14 protein-coding genes are annotated in these 18,619 nt (G+C 70.5%); 12 read left to right on the forward strand and 2 right to left on the reverse strand.

Going from position 1 to position 18,619, the window contains the following annotated elements; genetic code table 11:
* Positions 1-58: 58 nt before the first annotated feature.
* The gene (locus tag IT359_03910) at positions 59-2,683 is read right to left on the reverse strand and encodes a prolyl oligopeptidase family serine peptidase (protein ID MCC6928119.1); all 2,625 of its coding nucleotides are present in this window, start codon (positions 2,681-2,683) and stop codon (positions 59-61) included.
* A gap of 262 nt (positions 2,684-2,945) precedes the next feature.
* Here IT359_03910 and IT359_03915 point away from each other — a divergent pair, with 262 nt between their 5' ends.
* The 12 genes from IT359_03915 (at position 2,946) to IT359_03970 (ending at position 17,593) form a co-directional block, all read left to right on the forward strand.
* Positions 2,946-4,553, forward strand: a complete 1,608-nt coding sequence (locus IT359_03915; protein MCC6928120.1) for a peptide chain release factor 3 — start codon at positions 2,946-2,948, stop codon at positions 4,551-4,553.
* A 37-nt stretch (positions 4,554-4,590) separates the two neighbouring features.
* Positions 4,591-4,977, forward strand: coding sequence for a fluoride efflux transporter CrcB (crcB, locus tag IT359_03920; GenBank protein ID MCC6928121.1), 387 nt, complete (start codon positions 4,591-4,593; stop codon positions 4,975-4,977).
* 181 nt (positions 4,978-5,158) lie between these two features.
* Complete coding sequence (locus tag IT359_03925) at positions 5,159-6,103, forward strand: universal stress protein (GenBank protein ID MCC6928122.1); 945 nt, start codon at positions 5,159-5,161, stop codon at positions 6,101-6,103.
* Between the two features lie 13 nt (positions 6,104-6,116).
* On the forward strand, positions 6,117-7,067 hold the full coding sequence (locus tag IT359_03930) for a universal stress protein (protein MCC6928123.1): 951 nt from the start codon (positions 6,117-6,119) through the stop codon (positions 7,065-7,067).
* Between the two features lie 312 nt (positions 7,068-7,379).
* Positions 7,380-8,606, forward strand: coding sequence for a glycosyltransferase (locus IT359_03935; protein ID MCC6928124.1), 1,227 nt, complete (start codon positions 7,380-7,382; stop codon positions 8,604-8,606).
* 3 nt (positions 8,607-8,609) lie between these two features.
* Positions 8,610-9,437, forward strand: a complete 828-nt coding sequence (locus IT359_03940) for a glycosyltransferase family 25 protein (GenBank protein MCC6928125.1) — start codon at positions 8,610-8,612, stop codon at positions 9,435-9,437.
* Complete coding sequence (locus IT359_03945; protein ID MCC6928126.1) at positions 9,437-11,917, forward strand: glycosyltransferase; 2,481 nt, start codon at positions 9,437-9,439, stop codon at positions 11,915-11,917. The genes IT359_03940 and IT359_03945 overlap by 1 nt, the downstream gene beginning before the upstream one ends.
* Positions 11,914-12,912 carry a glycosyltransferase family 2 protein gene (locus IT359_03950; protein ID MCC6928127.1) on the forward strand — a complete coding sequence of 333 codons (999 nt, stop codon included), beginning with the start codon at positions 11,914-11,916 and terminating at the stop codon, positions 12,910-12,912. The genes IT359_03945 and IT359_03950 overlap by 4 nt, the downstream gene beginning before the upstream one ends.
* Positions 12,909-14,759 carry a glycosyltransferase gene (locus IT359_03955; GenBank protein MCC6928128.1) on the forward strand — a complete coding sequence of 617 codons (1,851 nt, stop codon included), beginning with the start codon at positions 12,909-12,911 and terminating at the stop codon, positions 14,757-14,759. The genes IT359_03950 and IT359_03955 overlap by 4 nt, the downstream gene beginning before the upstream one ends.
* Complete coding sequence (locus IT359_03960; GenBank protein MCC6928129.1) at positions 14,756-15,622, forward strand: ABC transporter permease; 867 nt, start codon at positions 14,756-14,758, stop codon at positions 15,620-15,622. The genes IT359_03955 and IT359_03960 overlap by 4 nt, the downstream gene beginning before the upstream one ends.
* On the forward strand, positions 15,619-16,404 hold the full coding sequence (locus tag IT359_03965; protein ID MCC6928130.1) for an ABC transporter ATP-binding protein: 786 nt from the start codon (positions 15,619-15,621) through the stop codon (positions 16,402-16,404). Before IT359_03960 ends, IT359_03965 begins: the two co-directional genes overlap by 4 nt.
* A gap of 7 nt (positions 16,405-16,411) precedes the next feature.
* On the forward strand, positions 16,412-17,593 hold the full coding sequence (locus IT359_03970; protein MCC6928131.1) for a glycosyltransferase family 2 protein: 1,182 nt from the start codon (positions 16,412-16,414) through the stop codon (positions 17,591-17,593).
* On the opposite strand, the gene IT359_03975 is transcribed toward IT359_03970, so the two are convergent.
* Positions 17,590-18,534 (reverse strand): polysaccharide deacetylase family protein, encoded by a 945-nt coding sequence (locus tag IT359_03975; GenBank protein MCC6928132.1) that lies wholly within the window; start codon positions 18,532-18,534, stop codon positions 17,590-17,592. The two genes, IT359_03970 and IT359_03975, sit on opposite strands and share 4 nt — an antisense overlap.
* Positions 18,535-18,619: the final 85 nt, after the last annotated feature.

The following is an 18,619-nucleotide window of genomic DNA, read 5'->3' on the forward strand; positions in this document are numbered from 1 at the left end:
GCGCGCCCGCGTCCCAGTCCCCCCTCGTCTTCTCGTCTTCTCGTCCTCTCGTCCTCTCCTATGAGACTGGCTTCTGCCCCTTCACCGGCTTCTTCTCCCCCTGCTTCACGTACACGTCGAGCCACGCCGTCCACCGGGCCCACTGGTCGAGCAGCGTTTCGCGCGTGGCGGGGCCGTGATCCTCATACGGGTACATGTACAGCGACGCCGTCTTCCCCAACCCCTCGAGGGCGTGCATCAGGCGTTCCGACGAGATGGGCGCCGTGCCCACGTTCTGGTCCTCGATCGAGTGGTACATCAGCAGGGCGCCGGTGAGCTGATCGGCCTTGAAGAAGGGCGACATCTCGAGGTAGGTCTGCTGCCCTTCCCAGAAGTCGCGACGCTCGCTCTGGAAGCCACTGGGAGTGAGCGTGCGGTTGTACATCCCGTCGCCGGCAATCCCCGCCTTGAAGTAGGGCGTGTGCACCAGGGCGTTGACCGTGGTGAAGGCACCGTAGCTGTGGCCGCCGATCGCGAGCTTGGTGCGGTCGATCAACTGCTGGCGATCCAGCTCGTCGATGATCGCCGAGAGGTTCTTCTGCAGGTCGGTGACGTAATTGTCGTTCATGCGGCCGGCGGCGCCGATCACCGGCGGCGAGAAGTTCGCCACCGCATAGCCCTGCGTCACCATGTACTCGATGGTGCGCGGCCCGGCCTGCGGGAAGCGGTTGATGTTCTCGGTGCGTAGGGTGCGGTCGTAGCCGGCTTGGTCGGTATACTCGTACGGGTAGATCCAGAGCAGCCCCGGCAGCCGCGTCCCGGCCACGTAGCCGGCGGGGAGCGTGACGTTCACCATGAAGGTGATCCCGTCGGCGCGCGTCACCTGCACGCGCTTGCGAACCGCGTTCGTGAATTCCGGCGTGAGGTCGGTGTTGTTCGTGATGGGTGTGTACTGCCCGCTCGCCATGTCGCGCACGAACGAGTTGGGGACCATCGACGGCGATTCGCGCGTGATCACCGCCTGCTTGAAGTCGTCATCGAGCGCGGTGACCACGTTGTCGAACGTGTCGCCCGCCCCCTCGAAGAGGCGCGTCTTCTTCGCCGTCTTGACCTCGATCCGGTCGACGAAGCCGCGCGGCGCCTGCGACTGCCAGTCCTTGAAGTAGCGCGTTCCCTCGAGGTACGCGCTCGAGCCATCGCTGGAGAGCAGCGCCACGTCGACGCCAAGCTTCCCGCGCTTGACCATCAGGTCGCCCGGATTCTGATAGAAGGTGAGCGAGTCGTCGCCCGCCCCGCCACGCCCGCCGCCGCCAAAGAAGCCGCCGCGCCGTCCCACGCTCGCCGTGATCCCGCGCAGGCGCCACAGCGTGTACTTCTTTCCCGGATCGTCGAGGCTCACCGCGTACACGGTCCCGGTGTTCTGCGCATTCTCCGCCACGAAGACGGTCCGCGCATCCTCGGAGAAGAGGACGCCGCTCATCCGGTTGTCGCTCTCGAGGACGCTCTTTTCCGTCCCCGCGGCATACGGCGGCGCCCAGGTGAAGAGCTTGTCCTTGCGGCGGGCCCCGTTGGCGAGCGGCCCGCGCGGCGATTCACCGGCGGCCGTGTCGCTCCCCGCCCCGCGCGCCGGCGCCGGGTCCTGCTTGAGGAAGTACAACCCCGCCCCGTTGGGGAGCCACCCCACGTTGCGCCTGGCGGTGTCACTCGCCTGCGAAGCCACCGGGCCGTCGGCCACCGGCGTATCCCCCTCGCGCAGCGGGCGCACCACGAGCGTCGTCACCACCTTCCCCGCCGCGTCCCACAGCTCTTCCCGCTGCGCAAAGTTGGTGTACTGCACGATGTAGGAAAACGGCTCGTCCATCCGCGTCACGCGCACGTACTTCCCGTCGGGCGACGGGTCGATCGCGGCAATCAGCGACGGCGTCCCGATCTTCGTCGCCGCACCGCTCTTCACATCCACCGCCGCCAGCTGCCCCATCACGTAGTACTTCATCAAATCCCGCTCGAACGGATCGCGCAGCAGCGAGGCGTAGGTGCGCGTCTTGTTCTTGTCGGCGTCGGTGATGCGCACCAGCGGCCCCGTCTCGATCGCCGGCCGCTTGGGCTCCGCCCCGCGCGCGTCGGGAACATAGACCGCATAGACCTTCGACCCGTCGCCCGACCACTCGGGCGCCGTCACCAGCGTCGCCAGCAGGTTCCCCGCGCCAAGCGGACGCGACTTCCCGGTGGCAACGTCGGCAACGTACAGTTTGGTCGCGTTGTCGAAGTCGGCCAGGTAGGCGATGCGCGAGCCGTCGGGCGACCACGCCGGCGAGGCGATCGTCGCCCCCTTGGGCGCCTCGATGGTCCGCACCTTCCCGCTCGTCGCCTCCACCAGCGCCAGCGACGTCGCCCCGCGGTTGGTCAGAGAGCGCGCGCGGTTCCCCTGCCAATCGACCTGCAACCCCGCGAAGTAGTAGTGCGGCTTTCCGAACACCTGCACCGTCGGCAACCCGTCGGTGAGCGTGCGCAGGAAGAACTTCCGGTCGGGCGAGACATCGCTCAACGGCCCCTGATTCTGGCGCGGTGCCGTGACGAGACGCGCGATCGCCGAGGGGGGCGCGACATACGTCTCCTTCGTCAGGACCTCGCGCGGCTGCCACCCGGGATCGCCTTGCTGCGCAAGGACGAGACTCGGCACACCCGCGATCGCGACGATCGCCATGCGCCAGGATTGAGAACGGACCACCGTGTGTTCCATGGGTACTCCAGCGTTGCTGTGGCAGGCCCCAAACCGGACCTCGGCAGAGTATACGCGCGAGTTGAGGAAAGCGCGGGAGGGAGAGGAACCGCTGAAGTCTCCCACGCGCCGCCCTCCCCAACCTCCCCACCCCCCTCCACCCCGCCACCTCTCGGCCCCAGCCTTCGCTGGGGCATGCCTCTCGTCTTCTCTTCCTCTCGTCTTCTGTTCGTATGTATTCTTCGTGATGCCCACCGCCGCCCCCTCCGAACTCGAGCGAGCCGTCGCCAGCCGGCGCACCTTCGCCATCATTTCCCACCCCGACGCCGGGAAGACGACGCTCACGGAGAAGCTCCTCCTCTACGGCGGCGCCATCCACCTGGCCGGCGCCGTCAAGTCGCGCCGCGCCGAACGACATGCCACCTCGGACTGGATGAAGCTGGAGCAGGAGCGCGGAATCTCGGTCACGTCGAGCGTGATGCAGTTCGAGTACGACGGCTTCGCGGTCAACCTGCTCGACACCCCGGGGCACGAGGACTTCTCCGAGGACACCTATCGCACGCTGGTCGCCGCCGACAGCGCCGTCATGCTGCTCGACAACCGCAAGGGAGTCGAGGAACGCACGCGCCAGCTCTTCGAAGTCTGCAAGAAGCGCCGGACGCCGATCTTCACCTTCGTCAACAAGTGCGATCGCGTGGGCGAGGACTCGCTCAAGCTGGTGAGTGACGTCGAAGCCGACCTCGGAATCGCCTGCCACCCGATCACCTGGCCCATCTTCAACGGCAACGCCTTCGTCGGCGTGTACGACCGCCGCCTGGATCAGGTGCACCTCTTCGGCAAGGACGAGCACCACGGCTCGCACAAGGCACTGTCCGAGCGGCTGGCGCTGCACGCCCCGGGGACGCGCGAGCGTGTGGGCGACGGACCGTACGCGCAACTCCTCCACGACATCGAACTCCTGGACGCGGCGGGGCATCCGTTCGATCGCGACGCGGTGATGCGCGGCGAACTCTCCCCCGTCTTCTTCGGGAGCGCGCTTACCAACTTCGGCGTCGAACCGTTCCTGCGCGAATTCCTCGAGCTGGCGCCGCCGCCGCTCCCGCGCGAGAGCACCCTGGGCCCCATCGAACCGGCGTCGAGCAACTTCACCGGCTTCGTCTTCAAGATCCAGGCGAACATGGACCCGCGGCATCGCGATCGCGTGGCCTTCGTGCGCATCTGCTCCGGGCGCTTCACCGCCGGCCTTGAAGTGACGCAGGTACGGACGGGGAAGAAGGTGCGGCTGTCGGCGCCGCAGCAGTTCATGGCGCGCGAACGCACCGCCGTGGAGGAAGCGTGGCCCGGCGACGTGATCGGCGTGATTGACCGCGGCAGCCTGCGCATCGGCGACACGCTGGCCGAGGAAGGGAACCCCGAGTTCACCGGTATCCCGCGCTTTCCGCCCGAGCACTTCGCGCGCGTCGTCCTCATCGACCCGATGAAGCGCAAGCAGCTCGACGCCGGGCTTCGGCAACTGACGGAAGAAGGGGCGGCGCAGGTCTTCTTCACCTCACCCACGGAAGTCTCCGGCCCCACGCCGCTCATTGGCGCGGTGGGGATGCTGCAGTTCGACGTGATGCTGCACCGCCTGGAACACGAGTACGGTGTGCGCTGCCGCCTGGAGAAGATCGCCGGGCGCTATCCGCGATGGGTCACGGGGCCGGCGGAGGCGATCGAACGCGTGGGGCGCGAGCGCGGCCGCTCGATCCTGTACGACGCCAACGGGGCGCCGCTCATCCTCTTCGAGGACTCGTGGGGGTTGCGCTGGGCGCTGGAACGCGAGACGAGCGTGACCTTCCACGAATCGGCACCGTGATGCATCACCGTGCCATGACCCGTCACGCCACGGCCGCATGCGCATGATCGCCTCCATCGCCCTTGGCGGGGCGATCGGGAGCGTGGCACGCTTCGCACTCGGCGCGCTGCTGCAGTCGCGCGAGCCGGGCGCCTACCCCTGGGGGACGTTCGTCATCAACATCTCCGGCGCGCTCCTGCTCGGCTTCCTGATGCGCGTGGCGATGGCGTCGGCCGACTTTTCCCCCGCCATGCGCGCCTTTCTCACCGTGGGCTTATGCGGTGGCTTCACGACGTTCTCCACCTACAGCTACGAAACCGCCGTCCTGCTCGAGACCGGACACGTGGCGAAGGCGGCGACCTATGCCATTGCCAGCGCGCTCCTCGCCCTCACGGGGACCTTTGCCGGCTTCTGGCTCGCGCGCGAGTACCTCGACCGCGCCTGACGCGGACCGCGCCTGACGCGACGCCCCCGGGCGCGGATGTCGGGGGATTTCCCCGCGAAGCGCGACGACCGGCGGTTGTCTTCCCGCGTCCCGCTCTCCATTTGTAGATCGGTGCCGCGCGCGTAGGGGCGGCACGAAGCCATCCGCCATACGGCAGCGCTCCGTTACCGGAGAAGACGTCATGCGTGCCTTCCTGGTCCCACTCGACGGCTCGGCGCTGGCCGAGTCGGCCCTGCACACCGCCATCGCCCTCGCCCGCCGGTCGCCGGGAGCGCGACTCGAGGCGCTCGTCGTCCTCGCCCCTCCTCCCGCCGTGGTCCAGGTGAGCGGCGCCCCGGTCACCGACCGCCGCTTCGACCATGACCTCTATGCGGAGATGGAGCGCTACGCGGCCGCGATGCGCCAGCAGCTCCTCACGCTCGCCCCCGAGCTCGCGCCGTCGCTCACGCTGCTCTACGGCGACGCCGCCGAGCGCATCGCGCACTTCGCGCGTGAAGGCGAGTTCGACCTCATCGTCATGACGACGCACGGGCGCACCGGGGTAAGCCGCGCCTGGCTGGGGAGCGTCGCCGATGGCGTGCTCCGCCTTTCCAGCGTTCCGGTCCTCCTGCTGCGAGAGGAGACGGCGGGTGCCACGCGCCCGGCGCTGTCGCCAGGCGCCACGGTGGTCGTCCCCCTCGACGAGGGGAACGTGAGCGAGGAGATACTCTCCGACGTGCTGGGACTCGCGGGAACCGATGCGCTCATTCACCTCGTCCACGTGGTGGTCCCCGCGCGGTGGCTCCCCCCGCCTTCGGCGCTCGAGGTCGTCGCGGCGGGCGAGACCGCCGCCGTCGTCGATCAAGGCGAGCTGACCCAGGAGCAGCGCCACGCAGCGATGCAGCGGCTCGACCGCGTGGCGGGGCAACTGCGCGCGCGCGGAGTCGAGGCGACGGTGGAGGTCGTGGTGCACGCGAGGGCAGCGGAGGCGATACTCGCCTGCGCGGAGCGGGCCCGTGCATCATTGATTGCCATGACGACGCACGCGCGAAAAGGAGCCGGGCGCCTCTTGTTAGGCAGCGTGGCCGACAAGGTCGTGCGCGCGGCCCCGGTCCCGGTCCTCGTTCGCATGCCCACGCACCGCTGACGCGAGAGCTGCCATGCCGATCCTGTGTGGAACCGACTTCTCCCCAGCCGCCACGGGGGCGGTGGACGCGGCGGTGGCCATCGCGCGCCGCGCCAGGCTTCCGCTCTCGCTCGTGCACGCCGAGGGGCACCCATTGCACCTGTCGGCACTGCCCGACACGTCGCACGGGATGCGCGACGCCGCGGCGCGCCACGCGCAGGTGCTCGAGCGGCTCGAGCGCGCCGTGGCGGCGGCGCGCACGCACGACGTTGTGGCTGACGGAACGCTCGACGCGCGCAGCGCCGACGTCGCCCTGCTCGACCGGGCCCGGCACCCTGGCGTCGAGCTCCTCGTCCTCGGCGCGCTGGGTCACACCGCGCTGGAGCGCCTCCTCCTGGGGAGCGTTGCCGAGCGCGTCACCATGTCGTCGCCGCGCCCCGTGATCGTCGTGCGCGACGGCGCACCGTGGCGCCAGTGGGACGCGCATCGCGCCCCGCTGCGCGTGGCCGTCGCCTTCGACTCCGGCGCCTCGGCGCGCGACGCGCTGGCCTGGGCCGGGTGGCTCGCGTCGCTGGGTGAGGTTCGCCTCTCGGCGTGCTGGGTCGTCCACCCCGCCTTCGAGAACGAGCGGCACGGCGCCTCGGGCGAAGGGGCCGGCATCGAACTCCTCCCCGCCACGCTCGACGCCCTCACCAGCGAACTGGCGCGCCGTACTCGCGAGGTCCTCCCCGACCGCCCCGTCTCGTTGCAGCTGGAGGCCAACATGGGGCGCGTCGATGGCGCACTGGTCGACTGGTCGCGGCGCGAACATGCCGACCTGCTCGTGGTTGGCTCGCACCAGCGACACGGCTTCGAACGCCTGTGGAACGCCTCGATCTCTCGCGGCTTGCTCCACCACGCCCCCATGAGCGTAGCGGTCGTCCCGCACGCCATGTCCGGCGCTGGCGCGGCCGCCGATTCCGGCGCGGGTGACGGCTTGGCGTGACGAGGGGGCGAGGCGGCGAGGCGCCTTCCCAACACACGCGTTCAGCTCCCTTGTCGCCGGTGCGCAACGAATGTCGCAGGCTGGAATTGGCGTCATGCCGCGCGGCTTTCGCGCGTTACGCATCTCGCGTCCGGATTCCGGACAGACATGCACGGCTTTCCCCGACTGACGAGTGATGCACTCGCGCGGTCTGCGCTGCGATTCCGCCGGTTTCAGGCGCGTAGCAACCCAAAAACCGGAGTCGGAGCCCGGGCTATCTGCGAGGTTTTTGTGATCTAGATCACGGCACAGGACCTGCGATGAAACGGGCTCATGCGCATCCTGTCGCTCGCCAACATCACGCCGTATCCGGCGCGAGGTGGCATTCACCTGCGGATCCTGAACCTCCTGTCGCGCGTTGCCCAGCGCCACGAGGTGACGCTGGGTTGCCACTTCTGGGACGAGCGGGATCGGGAGAGCGGCGAGGTCCTGTCGCGCATGGGGATCCGGACCGTTGGCGGGATGGTCCGTTCGGGGTCGCTGCGTCAGCACGCGCTTCCGGGGATCCGGCGGGCGTTGCGCGGGATCCCGCCGGAGACCGCGCAGTACGAGTCGCCGGCGTTGCACCAGCTGGTCCAGCGTGGCGGCTATGACCTCCTCCACGTGGAGGAGACGATCCTCACGCCGTACGCGCGGTCAGTCGCGCCCGGCGAGCGCCCGCTCAAGGTCCTGACGCTGCACAACGTGCACTTCGCGCAGGACCGTCGCATTGCCGCCATCGAGCCATCGGCCGGGCGACGCGCCATGAAGCGGTGGAACGCGCAGTGGATGTGGCACTACGAGCCGCGCGTCGCGCGAGAGTTCGATCGCATCATTGCGGTGTCGGAGGACGATCGGCGCACGCTGCTGGCGCGCGACGCCGCGCTCCCCATCGCCGTGGTCCCCAATGGCGTGGACACGCGCGCGCTGCAGCCGCTCCCCGAGCACGGCGGCCGGCCGTCGATCCTCTTCGTGGGCTCGATGGCCTACCGACCGTGTGCAGACGCCGCCATCTGGCTCGTGCGCGAGATCCTGCCGCGTCTTCGCGCCACCATTCCCGACGCCGAGGTCTGGATCGTGGGGAAGTTCCCGCCTGCCGACGTGCTGGCGCTGGCCGGCGCCGGCGTCTTCGTCATGGGTGAGGTCCCCGACGTCGTCCCGTATTACGCGCGCGCGAGTCTCTCCGTCGTGCCGCTGCGTGCCGGAGGCGGGACGCGCCTCAAGATCCTGGAGTCGATGGCGCTGGGGCGCGTGGTGGTGTCCACCGCGCTGGGTGCCGAGGGACTCGATGTGTCAGACGGTCGCGATATCGTGCTCGCCGAGTCGGCCGACGCGATGGCAGACGCCATTGCCGGTTTGTTGCGGGACACCGCGCGTCGCCAGGCGATTGCGCGCACGGCGCGCGCGCTGGTGGAGCGGTCGTACGACTGGGACGACATCGCCGAGCAGCAGCTCGGGGTCTTCGAGGAGCTCGAGGCGTCCTCACGCGAGCGCCGGGCGATGGCATCACTTCCCCAATGACGGATGTTTGACGCGACCTACGTAATCAATCTGGACCGGTCGGTGGATCGTTGGGCGCATGCCCAGCGCATCACGGCGTTGGCGGGGCTCCCGAACGTCATCCGCTTCTCGGCGGTGGATGGGCGGGCGCTCGGTGCGCAGGGGATGGAATCGCTGCAGCGGCGCGGGGTGCTGTCGACCGACCTCTCGCGCTTCTCCGCGGGGTGTTACGAGGGGGAGATTGGATGCGCGGTGAGCCATGCGTTGGTCCTGCAGGACATCCTGGAGCGCGGGTGGCGCACGGCGCTGGTCCTCGAGGACGACGTCGAACTGGCGGGCGATCCGGCCACATGGCGCGCACGCAGTGAGGCGGCGTTTCGTGACCTTCCGCGCGACTGGGAGGCCTGGTACCTCTACCGCTGCTTCGACATCGAGCATCGTGTGCGGCGCCTGTCGCCGCGCACGGTGGTTCCGTGGGTGCCGCAGGGTGGGGCGGCGTACGCATTGAGCGCCACGGGGGCGGCCATCTTCCACAAGGCGCTCACGCCGGTGGGCGACGCCGTCGATCGCGTCTATATGGACGTGGTGAAGGCGCGCGCCATCAAGGCGTTTGCCGCCTCGCCGCTCCTGATCGACCCCGGCGTGCAGCCGTCGGTGATCAACCTGGACAACCCGTCCAAGGAATGGGTGGAGGACGGGGTCAATCGCCCGCCCGAGTACTGGCCGGTGACGCACCTGGCCCACCTGGGCGAGTCGGTCCCGGAAGCGCCGCCACCGTTACACACGCGGGCATGGCAGGCGGGGCTGCGCACCTTTGGTCGTCTCCTGGGACGACAGGACCGTACCGCCTGATGACACGCGTCCCGTCCCGGATTTTCCAGGTGGTGTGGGGCTTCGACCAGTTTGGGGGGTTGGAGCACCACCTGACGGAGCTGTCGCTCGCGCTGGCGCGCCGCGGCGCCGAGGTGCTGGTGTTCTCCGAGGTTCCGGTATCGGGGACAAACGCCTACGTGCGCCGACTGCGCGATGCGGGGATCGCGGTGAGCGGGGCGGGGCTCGCCGCCGGTGCGGCGAACGCGGTGGGGCAGCTCCCGCTGGCCCCGGTCTGGTCGGGGGCTGCGCGGGTCATGGCGGGGCTTCGCTCGTTAGGCGAGCGCCTCCCCACCAACGCGCGCGTCACGGAACCGGACGTCGAGGCGGTGTTGGCGCAGCGCCTGTACCATCCGGTCACGCAGGACCTCTTTGCCCGGCTCGACGCGGCCGCCGACGCCGCCCCCCCCGACGTGGTGCACGTGCACGGCTCGCGGCTGGGGCAGTGGTGGGTGCTGCAATGGGCCACCGCGCGCGGCATCCCGACCGTTTACACGGAGCACGTCACGCTCGACGAGTGGGGCGGCCCCCGCGACGCCGGCTCGGTGGACGTGATGCGCGAGCACGCCGGCGTTATCGCCTGTGTCTCGGAGCGATCGCGTGTGAGCCTTCACGCCACGCTGGGTGACGAGGTCCCCGTGGCGGTGGTGCGGCATGTGGTCGAGGACGCGGGGCCGGTGCGTTCGCCGTCGTCCGACGGCCCGCTCCGTCTCCTGTGCGCGGCCCGGCTCAATCCGTACAAGGGGATCGACGTCCTTCTGCACGCGGTGGCGCGCGCCCGCGGCGCCGGCGCCGACCTCAAACTGACGATTGCAGGCGACGGCCCCGAGCGGCAGCGGCTGGGCGAGCTCGCGTTCGCCCTGGGGCTCAAGGACATCCACTTCCTGGGGGCGGTGGCCCCGGCGTGGGTGAGCACGCTGATGCGCGACGACGACGTCGTGGTCCTCCCGTCGCGCGGCGAGGGGCTCCCCGTGGCGCTGGTGGAGGCAATGGCCTGCGGGCGCGCCGTCGTGGCCACGCGCAGCGGCGGCAACGCCGAGGTGGTGCGCCACGGCGAGACGGGACTCCTCGTCGATTCCGAGCGCCCCGACCAGCTGGCGGACGCGCTGTTGCAGCTGTCGAACGACCGCCCGCTGGTCGAGCGCCTGGGCAACACGGCGCGCCAGGCCTGGCAGGACGGCGGCTGGAGCGCCGACGACGTCGTCGCCGAGACGGTGGAGCTGTATCGCGCCGCCGCCCGCCGCCGCCGTCGCGACCCGATGGCCGAGCGCGCCGAGGACACGGCGTCGGAGCGCGTGCGCTCGATCTGCCTCGTGACGTGGAGCCTGCACGGCGAGGGGGCGATGATCGATCACATCCGGTCGCTGGCGCTGCAGCTCGCCAGCCGCAACGTGTCGGTGACGATCCTCGCGTCGTCGGTGCGCGCCCCGTCGCGTCGCCTCGTGGCGGAACTGGAGCGCGCAGGCGTCGAGGTGCGCGTGGGAACGCCACTGGCGCGCGGGCGCGCGGTGGCGCGCGCGGCGATGGATCGCGTGCGCTGGTCGCTGCGCCACGGCCGCCGCGGCGGGATTCGCAAGGCCGCGGTCAACGCAGGGCTCAACCTCCTGGCGATGCTCGCCGAACGCGTGCGCGAAGGGCGCCCGAGCGTGGTGCACGTGCACGGATGGCGCCTCGGCCTTGCCGCCGTGGGAACCTGGGGGCGCACGGTCGGCATTCCCGTGGTCTACACCGAGCATGCAGGGCCCGAGGCGTGGCTCGGCGCGCCGCCACCTAACGAGGCCGACCTCGAGGGGGCGCGGGCCGCGGTCGTCCTCACCTCGGCACACGCCGAGACGGCGCACCTCCTGGGTGGCGTGGTCCAGGCGCCGGTGCACGCGCTTTCGCACGGAAACGACGCCGTCCTCGCGCTCGGCGCCGCCCCCGCGCACGCGCTGCAGGCCCCGCGCGAACAGGATGAGGCCGTGCGCCTGGTGGCGGTCGTGGCCGACGCCGAGGAACGCACGCGCGTCGAGGACGCGCTGGAACGCATCAGCGCGCGCACGCCGGCGCTCGAAGCACTGGTGATCGCGTCGCCGGCGGCTGCAAGCCGTGGGACCACCGAGACGCACCTGGCCGGGATCTCGCGCGACGCGCTGGCGAGCGCCGACATCGTGTACCTGTCCCCGCACGCCGCATGCGCCGCCCGCATTGGCGGCTTCGTGGTCGCCTGCGGCGTTCCCCTCATCCTGGGGGGAGCCGTGGCGCAGTTGCCGCTGGTGCACCGCGCGAGCGCGCTCGTGGTGAAGGAAGACGCGGCGACCATCGCCGACGCGATCGACGAGCTGGCGCGCGACTCGATGCTGTCGTTCGCGCTCGCCGTCGCCGCGCGCCGGCGGGTGCCGGCGGTCGACGGACGCACGGGGATCGAGCAGCTCCTCGCCGACGAAGCGTTGGCGACTTACGCGGATGCCCTCGAGGCGTGAGTCGGAGTGCCGGGATGACGCTGGTGAGCGTGGTGATTCCGTTGTACAACCGACGCCGCTACATCGTCGGTACGGTCGAGAGCGTGCTCGCGCAGCGTCATCCCGGCGTCGAGGTGCTCGTGATCGACGACGGCTCGAGCGATGGCTCGCCCGAACTCGTCGAGGCAACGTTTGGCGATCGCGTGCGCCTGGTGCGCCTGCCGCACAACGTGGGGCGATCGACGGCGCGCAACCTGGGGTGGGAGATGGCGCGCGGTGAGCTGGTCGCCTTCCTCGACTCCGACGACCTCTGGCTCCCCGACAAGCTGTCGCGCCAGGTGGAGCACTTCCGCGATCCTTCCGTCGTGCTCGTGCACTGCTGGGTGGGGAAGATCGACGCCGAGGGGGAGCCGCTCGTGCGTGACGGCGAGGCGCTGGCGCGCGAGTTCGCGCGCGCGCTGGAGCGCGGCTACGGCTACGGGGGCATCACCGAGACGTGGAGCCGCCTCTACACATCGGCAGCGGTGGTGCGGCGCGAGGCGCTGCAGGCCAGTGGGGGCTTCGACCCGCGGCTGTCGAACTTCGAGGACTGGGATGTCCTCTGGCGCATTGCCAAGGGGGGGCGCGTGGTGACGGTCCCCGAGCCGCTCGTGCTGCATCGCACCCACGACGACAACACGACGTCGAGCTGGGCCGACGCGGCCAAGCCGTGGCTCGAGGTGATGCGCAAGCACCTGCGCGAGTTGCAGCCGACGGATAGCGGGCCGGAGGCGCGGCGAGCGCGGCACAATCTCTACCTCAACATGTCGCTGGGCGAGTACTGGCGCCGGCGCCACTGGGCGTCGCGGTGGTGGATGTGGCGCGCCCTCCTCGTCGATCCCCGCCCGCTGCGCAATCCGGGGTACTACATGTGGGGAGCGCCCCTCCTCAACGCCTTCCTTCCCGGCGCCCTCGCCGATCGCGTGGCCCGGCGGTGGAACGTGGACCGCTACCTCGGGACCCCGAGGCCCGCATGAGCGACGTGGCGCAGGCCATGGGGGGCGAGGTGACGCTGGTCATCGACGACGGGCCGTCGCCGGCGACGACGCGCATGCTCGACATGCTCGAGGCCGGGGGGCACCGGGCCGTTCTGTTCCTCCTCGGGTGCGAGGTGGCGGGGCGGGAGGCGTCGCTCATCGATGCCATCCGGCGCGGCTTCGCGTTAGGCAACCACTCGTTCTCGCACCCCAACTTCTCGGAGATCACCGTCGAGGTGGCGCGCCGCGAGATCCTCGACACCGAGGCGCGCATCGACGCCCTGTACGCGCGCGCTGGCGTGGCGCGCCCCGGGAAGTGGTTCCGCTTTCCGTACCTCGACTCGGGGGGCGAGCGGCACGACGACTTCCAGCGCCTCCTCGACGACCTCGGCTTCTCCATCCCCGAGGCGGTGCGGATGCAGCTCGACCCCGCCGACCGGCAGCGCCGCGACTGGCCCAGCACCGTCGTCACGCGGGACTGGGCGCTCCCCCCGCTGGACGAGTTCAACGCCATCATGCAGGAGGCGCAGGCTGGCTCCGTGGTGGAATACCACGACAAGGTGGAAACCGTCGAGCGGCTATGTGCGCCGCTGGTGGAGGCGCTGGAGGAGCATGCGCTGCGCGCCGTCGTCCCCGCGCCGGGGATCCAGCGCGTCTTCCTGGTGAGCTGGTGGATGGACACGCTGGGCGGGATGGAGCGGCACATCTGCGAACTGGCCTGCGCGCTGGTGCGATCGGGAGTGCGCGTGGACTACTTCAGCGAGATGCCGCTCCCGCCGGGCAACGCGTACCGCTCGCAGATGGAGCGCCTGGGCGTGCGGGTGCATGCCCCATCGGCGCGGCGGGCGCGTGCCAACGAGTGGCGGCGCGCGGTGCTTGGGCATCCGCTCGTGCGCTGGATGACGGCGTGGCGGCGCTATGCGGGGCTGGAGCGTCTCACCGAGGGCGACCTGCTGAGCGCCGCGCTCGTCCGCGAGATGGAGCGCGTCGCGGCCAACGATGGAAAGCCTGACGTGGTGCATGTCCACGGCTCGCGCCTGGGGCAGGCGTGGCTGCTGGAGTGGGCGCAGCGGCGCGGCGTGCCCAGCATGTACACCGAGCACGTCGCCATTGCCGACATGGGGGGGCCGTGGGAGGCCATCGCCCCGGCACTGGCGATGACGGCCGGCGTGCTGTCGAGTGTGTCGTCGCACGCGTGTGCCTCGCTGCAGTCGGTGCTTCCGGAAGCGCGTCCCATCGCGCTCTCCAACCACATCGTGCACGAGTCGGCGTCGGGGAACCCGGACGCGTACTCGCCCTATCGCTGGGTGTGCGTGGCGCGCCTCGAGCGGCACAAGGGGATCGACGTCCTGTTGCGCGCCCTCGCACTCTGCCTGGCCAGCGATCCCGAGTACGAGGTGGTCCTCGCCGGCGATGGGAGCGAGCGCGAGGCGTTGCAGGCGCTGGCCCATTCGCTCGGCATTTCGCAGCGCGTGCAGTTCCTGGGGATGCTGCCGCAGGAGGCGCTGTCGTCGGTGCTGCACGCGGCCGGCGGCGTGGTGCTCGCGTCGCGTACCGAGGGGCTGCCCGTGTCACTGGTGGAGGCGATGGCCCACCGCAAGGCGATCATCGCCACGCGCGTGGGCGGGATACCGGAGCTGCTGCACGACGGTGAGAGCGCAGTGCTGGTTGCGCCTGACGACGCCGCCGCGCTGGCCGAGGCCATGCGTCGCGTCTCGACAAATGACGGGCTGCGCGAGCAGCTGGCCGAGGCGGCGCTGGCGCGCTTCCGTGCCAGCCGGTACCACGAGGGGGCGGTGATTCCCGACATGCTCGCGCTCTACCACGCGGCCATCGGCGACGCATGAGCACCCTGCTGCGCACGCCGGGCGTGACGCCCGCGCCTGCCGCGCCCGTGGAGACGGTGCTCGACGGCCGGCGCACGCCGCTGGCCGATTCGCTGCGCGAGCTGTGGCGCTTTCGCGACCTGGTGCTCCTGCTCACGCTGCGCGACATCAAGCTGCGCTACCGCACCACGGCGGTGGGGGCGGCGTGGGCGGTGGTGCAGCCGCTGCTCACCATGGTGGTCCTGGTCGGCTTCGCGCGCCTGTTTGGCGTGAGCGGCGAGCGCGTGCCGTACCCGCTCTTTCTCATCAGCGGGCTGGTGCCGTGGACGTACTTCACGCACGGGCTCACGCAGGCCACGCACAGCATCCTGTCGCACGAGTACCTGCTGGACAAGGTGTACTTCCCGCGCGTGGTGTTGCCGCTGGCGGCCGTCCTCGGCGGGCTGGTGGACTTCCTGACCGCCGCGGTGCTCGTTCCGCTGTTCATGGTGTACTTCGGCGTGGTGCCCTCGATCGCCGCCGTCACCATTCCGCTGTTTGTCTTCCTGGCCGTGGGGGCCTCGCTGGGGCTCGGGCTGTGGCTGGCGGTGCTCAACGTGCGATACCGCGATGTGGGAAACATGCTCCCCTTCGTCACGCAGCTCCTCTTCTTCGCCACCCCCATCTCGTACCCGATGAGCGCGATCCCCGAGCGCTATCACCTGGCGGCCGGGCTCAACCCGATGACGGGGATGGTGGAGGGGTTCCGCTGGGCACTGTTTGGCCAGGCGGGCGAGGCGCTCCCGGGGGCGGTGTGGGTCTCCATCGCGATGTCGTGCCTCCTCCTCGTCTCGGGCTTCTGGTTCGTCCTGCGCGAGCAGGACGTCATCGGGGACAGCCTGTGAGCCAGCGCGAACTGGCCCTCGTGGTCCGCGGCCTGGGCAAGCGCTACCCTGCCAGCGCGCACGGACCCGGCCCCGTGCGCGCGCACGAGGCGCTGGAGCGGGCGATGCGCTCGCCGCTGCGCATGCTCAAGGCCGCGGTGCTCGGCGAGGGGCGCAGCGCCGGCGGGCACACCTGGGTGCTGCGCAACGTGTCGTTCAACGTTGCGCCTGGCGAGATCCTGGGGATCGTCGGGCGCAACGGCGCCGGCAAGTCGGTCCTGCTGCGCATGCTCTCGCGCGTCACGCGCCCCACCGAGGGGTCGGTCACCGTGCGCGGGACCGTGGCCCCGCTCCTCGAGGTCGGCGCCGGCTTCCACCACGAGCTGAGCGGACGCGACAACATCTTCCTCAACGGGACGATCCTCGGCATGCGCCTGGACGACATCGCGCAGCGCGTCGACGAGATCGTCGAGTTTGCCGGCGTCGGCGACGTCCTCGACGCCCCGGTAAAGACGTATTCGAGCGGGATGCGCATGCGCCTCGCCTTCTCCGTCGCCGCACACCTCGATCGCGACATCTACCTGCTCGACGAGGTGCTCGCCGTCGGCGACGAAGCGTTCCAGGCGCGATGCCTCAACCGGGTGCGTGAACTCGCCGCGGCGGGGCGCACCATCCTCCTGGTGAACCACACGGCAGAAGTCATCTCCGAGTTCTGCAGCCGGGCCATCCTCCTCGACAAGGGAGCGCTGCTCGGCAGCGGCAAGCCGAAGGCCATCATCGCCCGCTATCACGGGTTGGAGTGACGGCCGAATGATGCGCGTGCTGGTCGCCGTGGTGGACTGGGGCGTGGTGGCGTTGCTGGGGATCTTCCTCGTGCGACGCTACCTGCTGATCGTGGCGTCGTCGCTGCCGCGGCGCGCCGCCGGGCGCAACACGAAGCGCTCGATCGCCATCCTCGTTTCCGGGCGCAACGAGGGGGCGCATGTCGACGCCCTGCTCGACGCCATCGACCATCTCGACTATCCGCGGCAACTGGTGCACGTCGTCCTCGTCTCCGACGGTTCCACCGACGACACCGCGGCGCGCATGCAGGCATGGTCGGCGCGACGCCCGCAGACGAGCGCCGTGGCACTCGGGCAGTCGCGCGGCAAGGGAGGGGCGCTCGCCGTCGCGCTGGAGCAGGCACCGCCGACCGACCTCGTCGTTGTCTTCGACGCCGACAGCGTGCCATGCCCCGGCGTGCTGCAGGCGCTGTCCGGCGCCTTCGACGACGCACGCGTCGGCGCGGCCACCGGCTATCCCTCGCCCGGCAACGCCTGCGCGAGCCTCGTCGCTCGTTATGCAGCGCTCGAACGGTGGACGCATCACCTCGTCATCCTGGCCGGGAAGGATCGCCTCGGGCTCAATCCGTCGATCATCGGCGTCGTCTTCGCGGTCCGTCGGACGGCGCTGGACCAGGCGGGGGGCTTTCCCGTGGGACGCATGTCGGAGGACATCGACCTCGCAATGGCGCTCCTCAACAACGGCTGGACGTTGCGGTGGGTGCGCGAGGCCGAGGTGCGCGAGGACGTCGTGGAGCACCTGGGTGCCTTCGTCGCCCAGCGCACCCGCTGGGGACGCGGCATCCTCCAGAGCGCGCCGGCGGCGCATGGCATCGAGCAACTGTTCGTGGTGGCCGGCTACCTCGATCGCATCGTCCTGGTGCTCGCCGTGGCGCTGGCGGCCGCGGGGATGCTCCCGCTCTGGATCCCCGCCGCCTATCTCCTCGCCCCGGGAATGAGCGCCCTGGCCGCGCTGTGGCAGGCGCGCCAACCGAACATCCCGATGTTCGGCGTTGCCGCGGTCGTGATGCTGGCCGCCGACATCGCCGTCTCGGTCGCCTCGTCGCTGGGGCAGTTGGTGGGGACGCGCGTGGGGTGGTCCGCCGCGCCGCGCAGCGCGCGTAGCCGCTCGGCGTTCGCACGGCCGACCAGTCCTGCAAACGACGACTAGTCCGGGCGCACCAGGTCGTCGTCGGGGACGCCGAAGTACACGGGGATGCGCTTCACGTCACGCACGTCGGTGTGCGCCAGGTCGTTGATTCCGCCGTGGAACGAGAAGCACGCGCGGTAGCCGGCGCGTCGCGCCTCGCGCATCGTCTCCTCGGTGAAGGCATCGCTCGAGCCCACCGGATAGGCCAGCGTGGCCACCTTGCACCCCAGCTCGCGCTCCAGCCACGCCTTGCCGGAGCGCAACTCGTCGCGTTGCTGCTCGCGGGGCAGCTTGCCGAGGATGGGGTGCGTGCGCGTGTGCGCCCCGATCGTCATCCCGCCGCGCACCATCTCCCGCGCCTGCTCCACCGAGAGGAAGAGTTCGCGCGCGTTGGTGGGAGCGGCGACGCCCAGTCGCGCCGGGAGCCCCTCGAGCATCGCCCGCGCCGACTCGGCGTCGAGCGACTTGTAGCTGGCGATGAGCGCCGCCGCCTCGCGTCGCGCCTCCAGCGCCACGTCGCCGTCCAGCTCTCCCTCGCCGCGCGCGCGCCGGCACATCCAGGCAATCGAATCCCACCACGGCACCGTCGCCCCGCGCACGTAATCCACGACCAGGAAGAAGGTCGCGCTCACGCCATGCGCGGCGAGGACCGGATAGGCAGTCGTATAGTTGTCGAGATAGCCGTCGTCGAAGGTCAGAAGGACCGGCGGCACCCCGCCCGGGTTCCCCGACCGGCGCCCCGCCAGCAGCTGCAACGCCTCGTCGCTCCCCACGATCCCGTGCACACGCTTGAGGTAGCCAATGTGCCGGTCCAGCTCATCCGCCGTGGACGAGAAGAGATCGGGATCCCACGCCGTGCGCGCGGGATCGCCCACCCGGTGATAGCCGAGCACCGCCAGCCCCCCTTCGCGTAACGGGAAGACGTGGCGAAACGGCGGGCGAGTAAGGAACGCGGGCCTCACCACGAAGTGTCCGGCGCAGGGCTCAATGAACGGAACGGCGCGACGGCGCGCCGAGCGAGGCGAGCGCCGATGCGCGCCCGGGCCT

This window comes from Gemmatimonadaceae bacterium (genome assembly GCA_020852815.1).
Taxonomy (GTDB): Bacteria; Gemmatimonadota; Gemmatimonadetes; order Gemmatimonadales; family Gemmatimonadaceae; genus SCN-70-22.

What these genes read in the sequence shown, in the direction of transcription:
- IT359_03955 (MCC6928128.1), top strand. Translation starts at nt 12,909, where the DNA reads ATGAGCGACGTGGCGCAGGCCATGGGGGGCGAGGTGACGCTGGTCATC.
- IT359_03945 (MCC6928126.1), top strand. Translation starts at nt 9,437, where the DNA reads ATGACACGCGTCCCGTCCCGGATTTTCCAGGTGGTGTGGGGCTTCGAC.
- IT359_03935 (MCC6928124.1), top strand. Translation starts at nt 7,380, where the DNA reads ATGCGCATCCTGTCGCTCGCCAACATCACGCCGTATCCGGCGCGAGGT.
- IT359_03940 (MCC6928125.1), top strand. Translation starts at nt 8,610, where the DNA reads ATGTTTGACGCGACCTACGTAATCAATCTGGACCGGTCGGTGGATCGT.
- IT359_03915 (MCC6928120.1), top strand. Translation starts at nt 2,946, where the DNA reads ATGCCCACCGCCGCCCCCTCCGAACTCGAGCGAGCCGTCGCCAGCCGG.
- IT359_03960 (MCC6928129.1), top strand. Translation starts at nt 14,756, where the DNA reads ATGAGCACCCTGCTGCGCACGCCGGGCGTGACGCCCGCGCCTGCCGCG.
- IT359_03970 (MCC6928131.1), top strand. Translation starts at nt 16,412, where the DNA reads ATGATGCGCGTGCTGGTCGCCGTGGTGGACTGGGGCGTGGTGGCGTTG.
- crcB (MCC6928121.1), top strand. Translation starts at nt 4,591, where the DNA reads ATGCGCATGATCGCCTCCATCGCCCTTGGCGGGGCGATCGGGAGCGTG.
- IT359_03910 (MCC6928119.1), bottom strand. Translation starts at nt 2,683, where the DNA reads ATGGCGATCGTCGCGATCGCGGGTGTGCCGAGTCTCGTCCTTGCGCAG.
- IT359_03925 (MCC6928122.1), top strand. Translation starts at nt 5,159, where the DNA reads ATGCGTGCCTTCCTGGTCCCACTCGACGGCTCGGCGCTGGCCGAGTCG.
- IT359_03930 (MCC6928123.1), top strand. Translation starts at nt 6,117, where the DNA reads ATGCCGATCCTGTGTGGAACCGACTTCTCCCCAGCCGCCACGGGGGCG.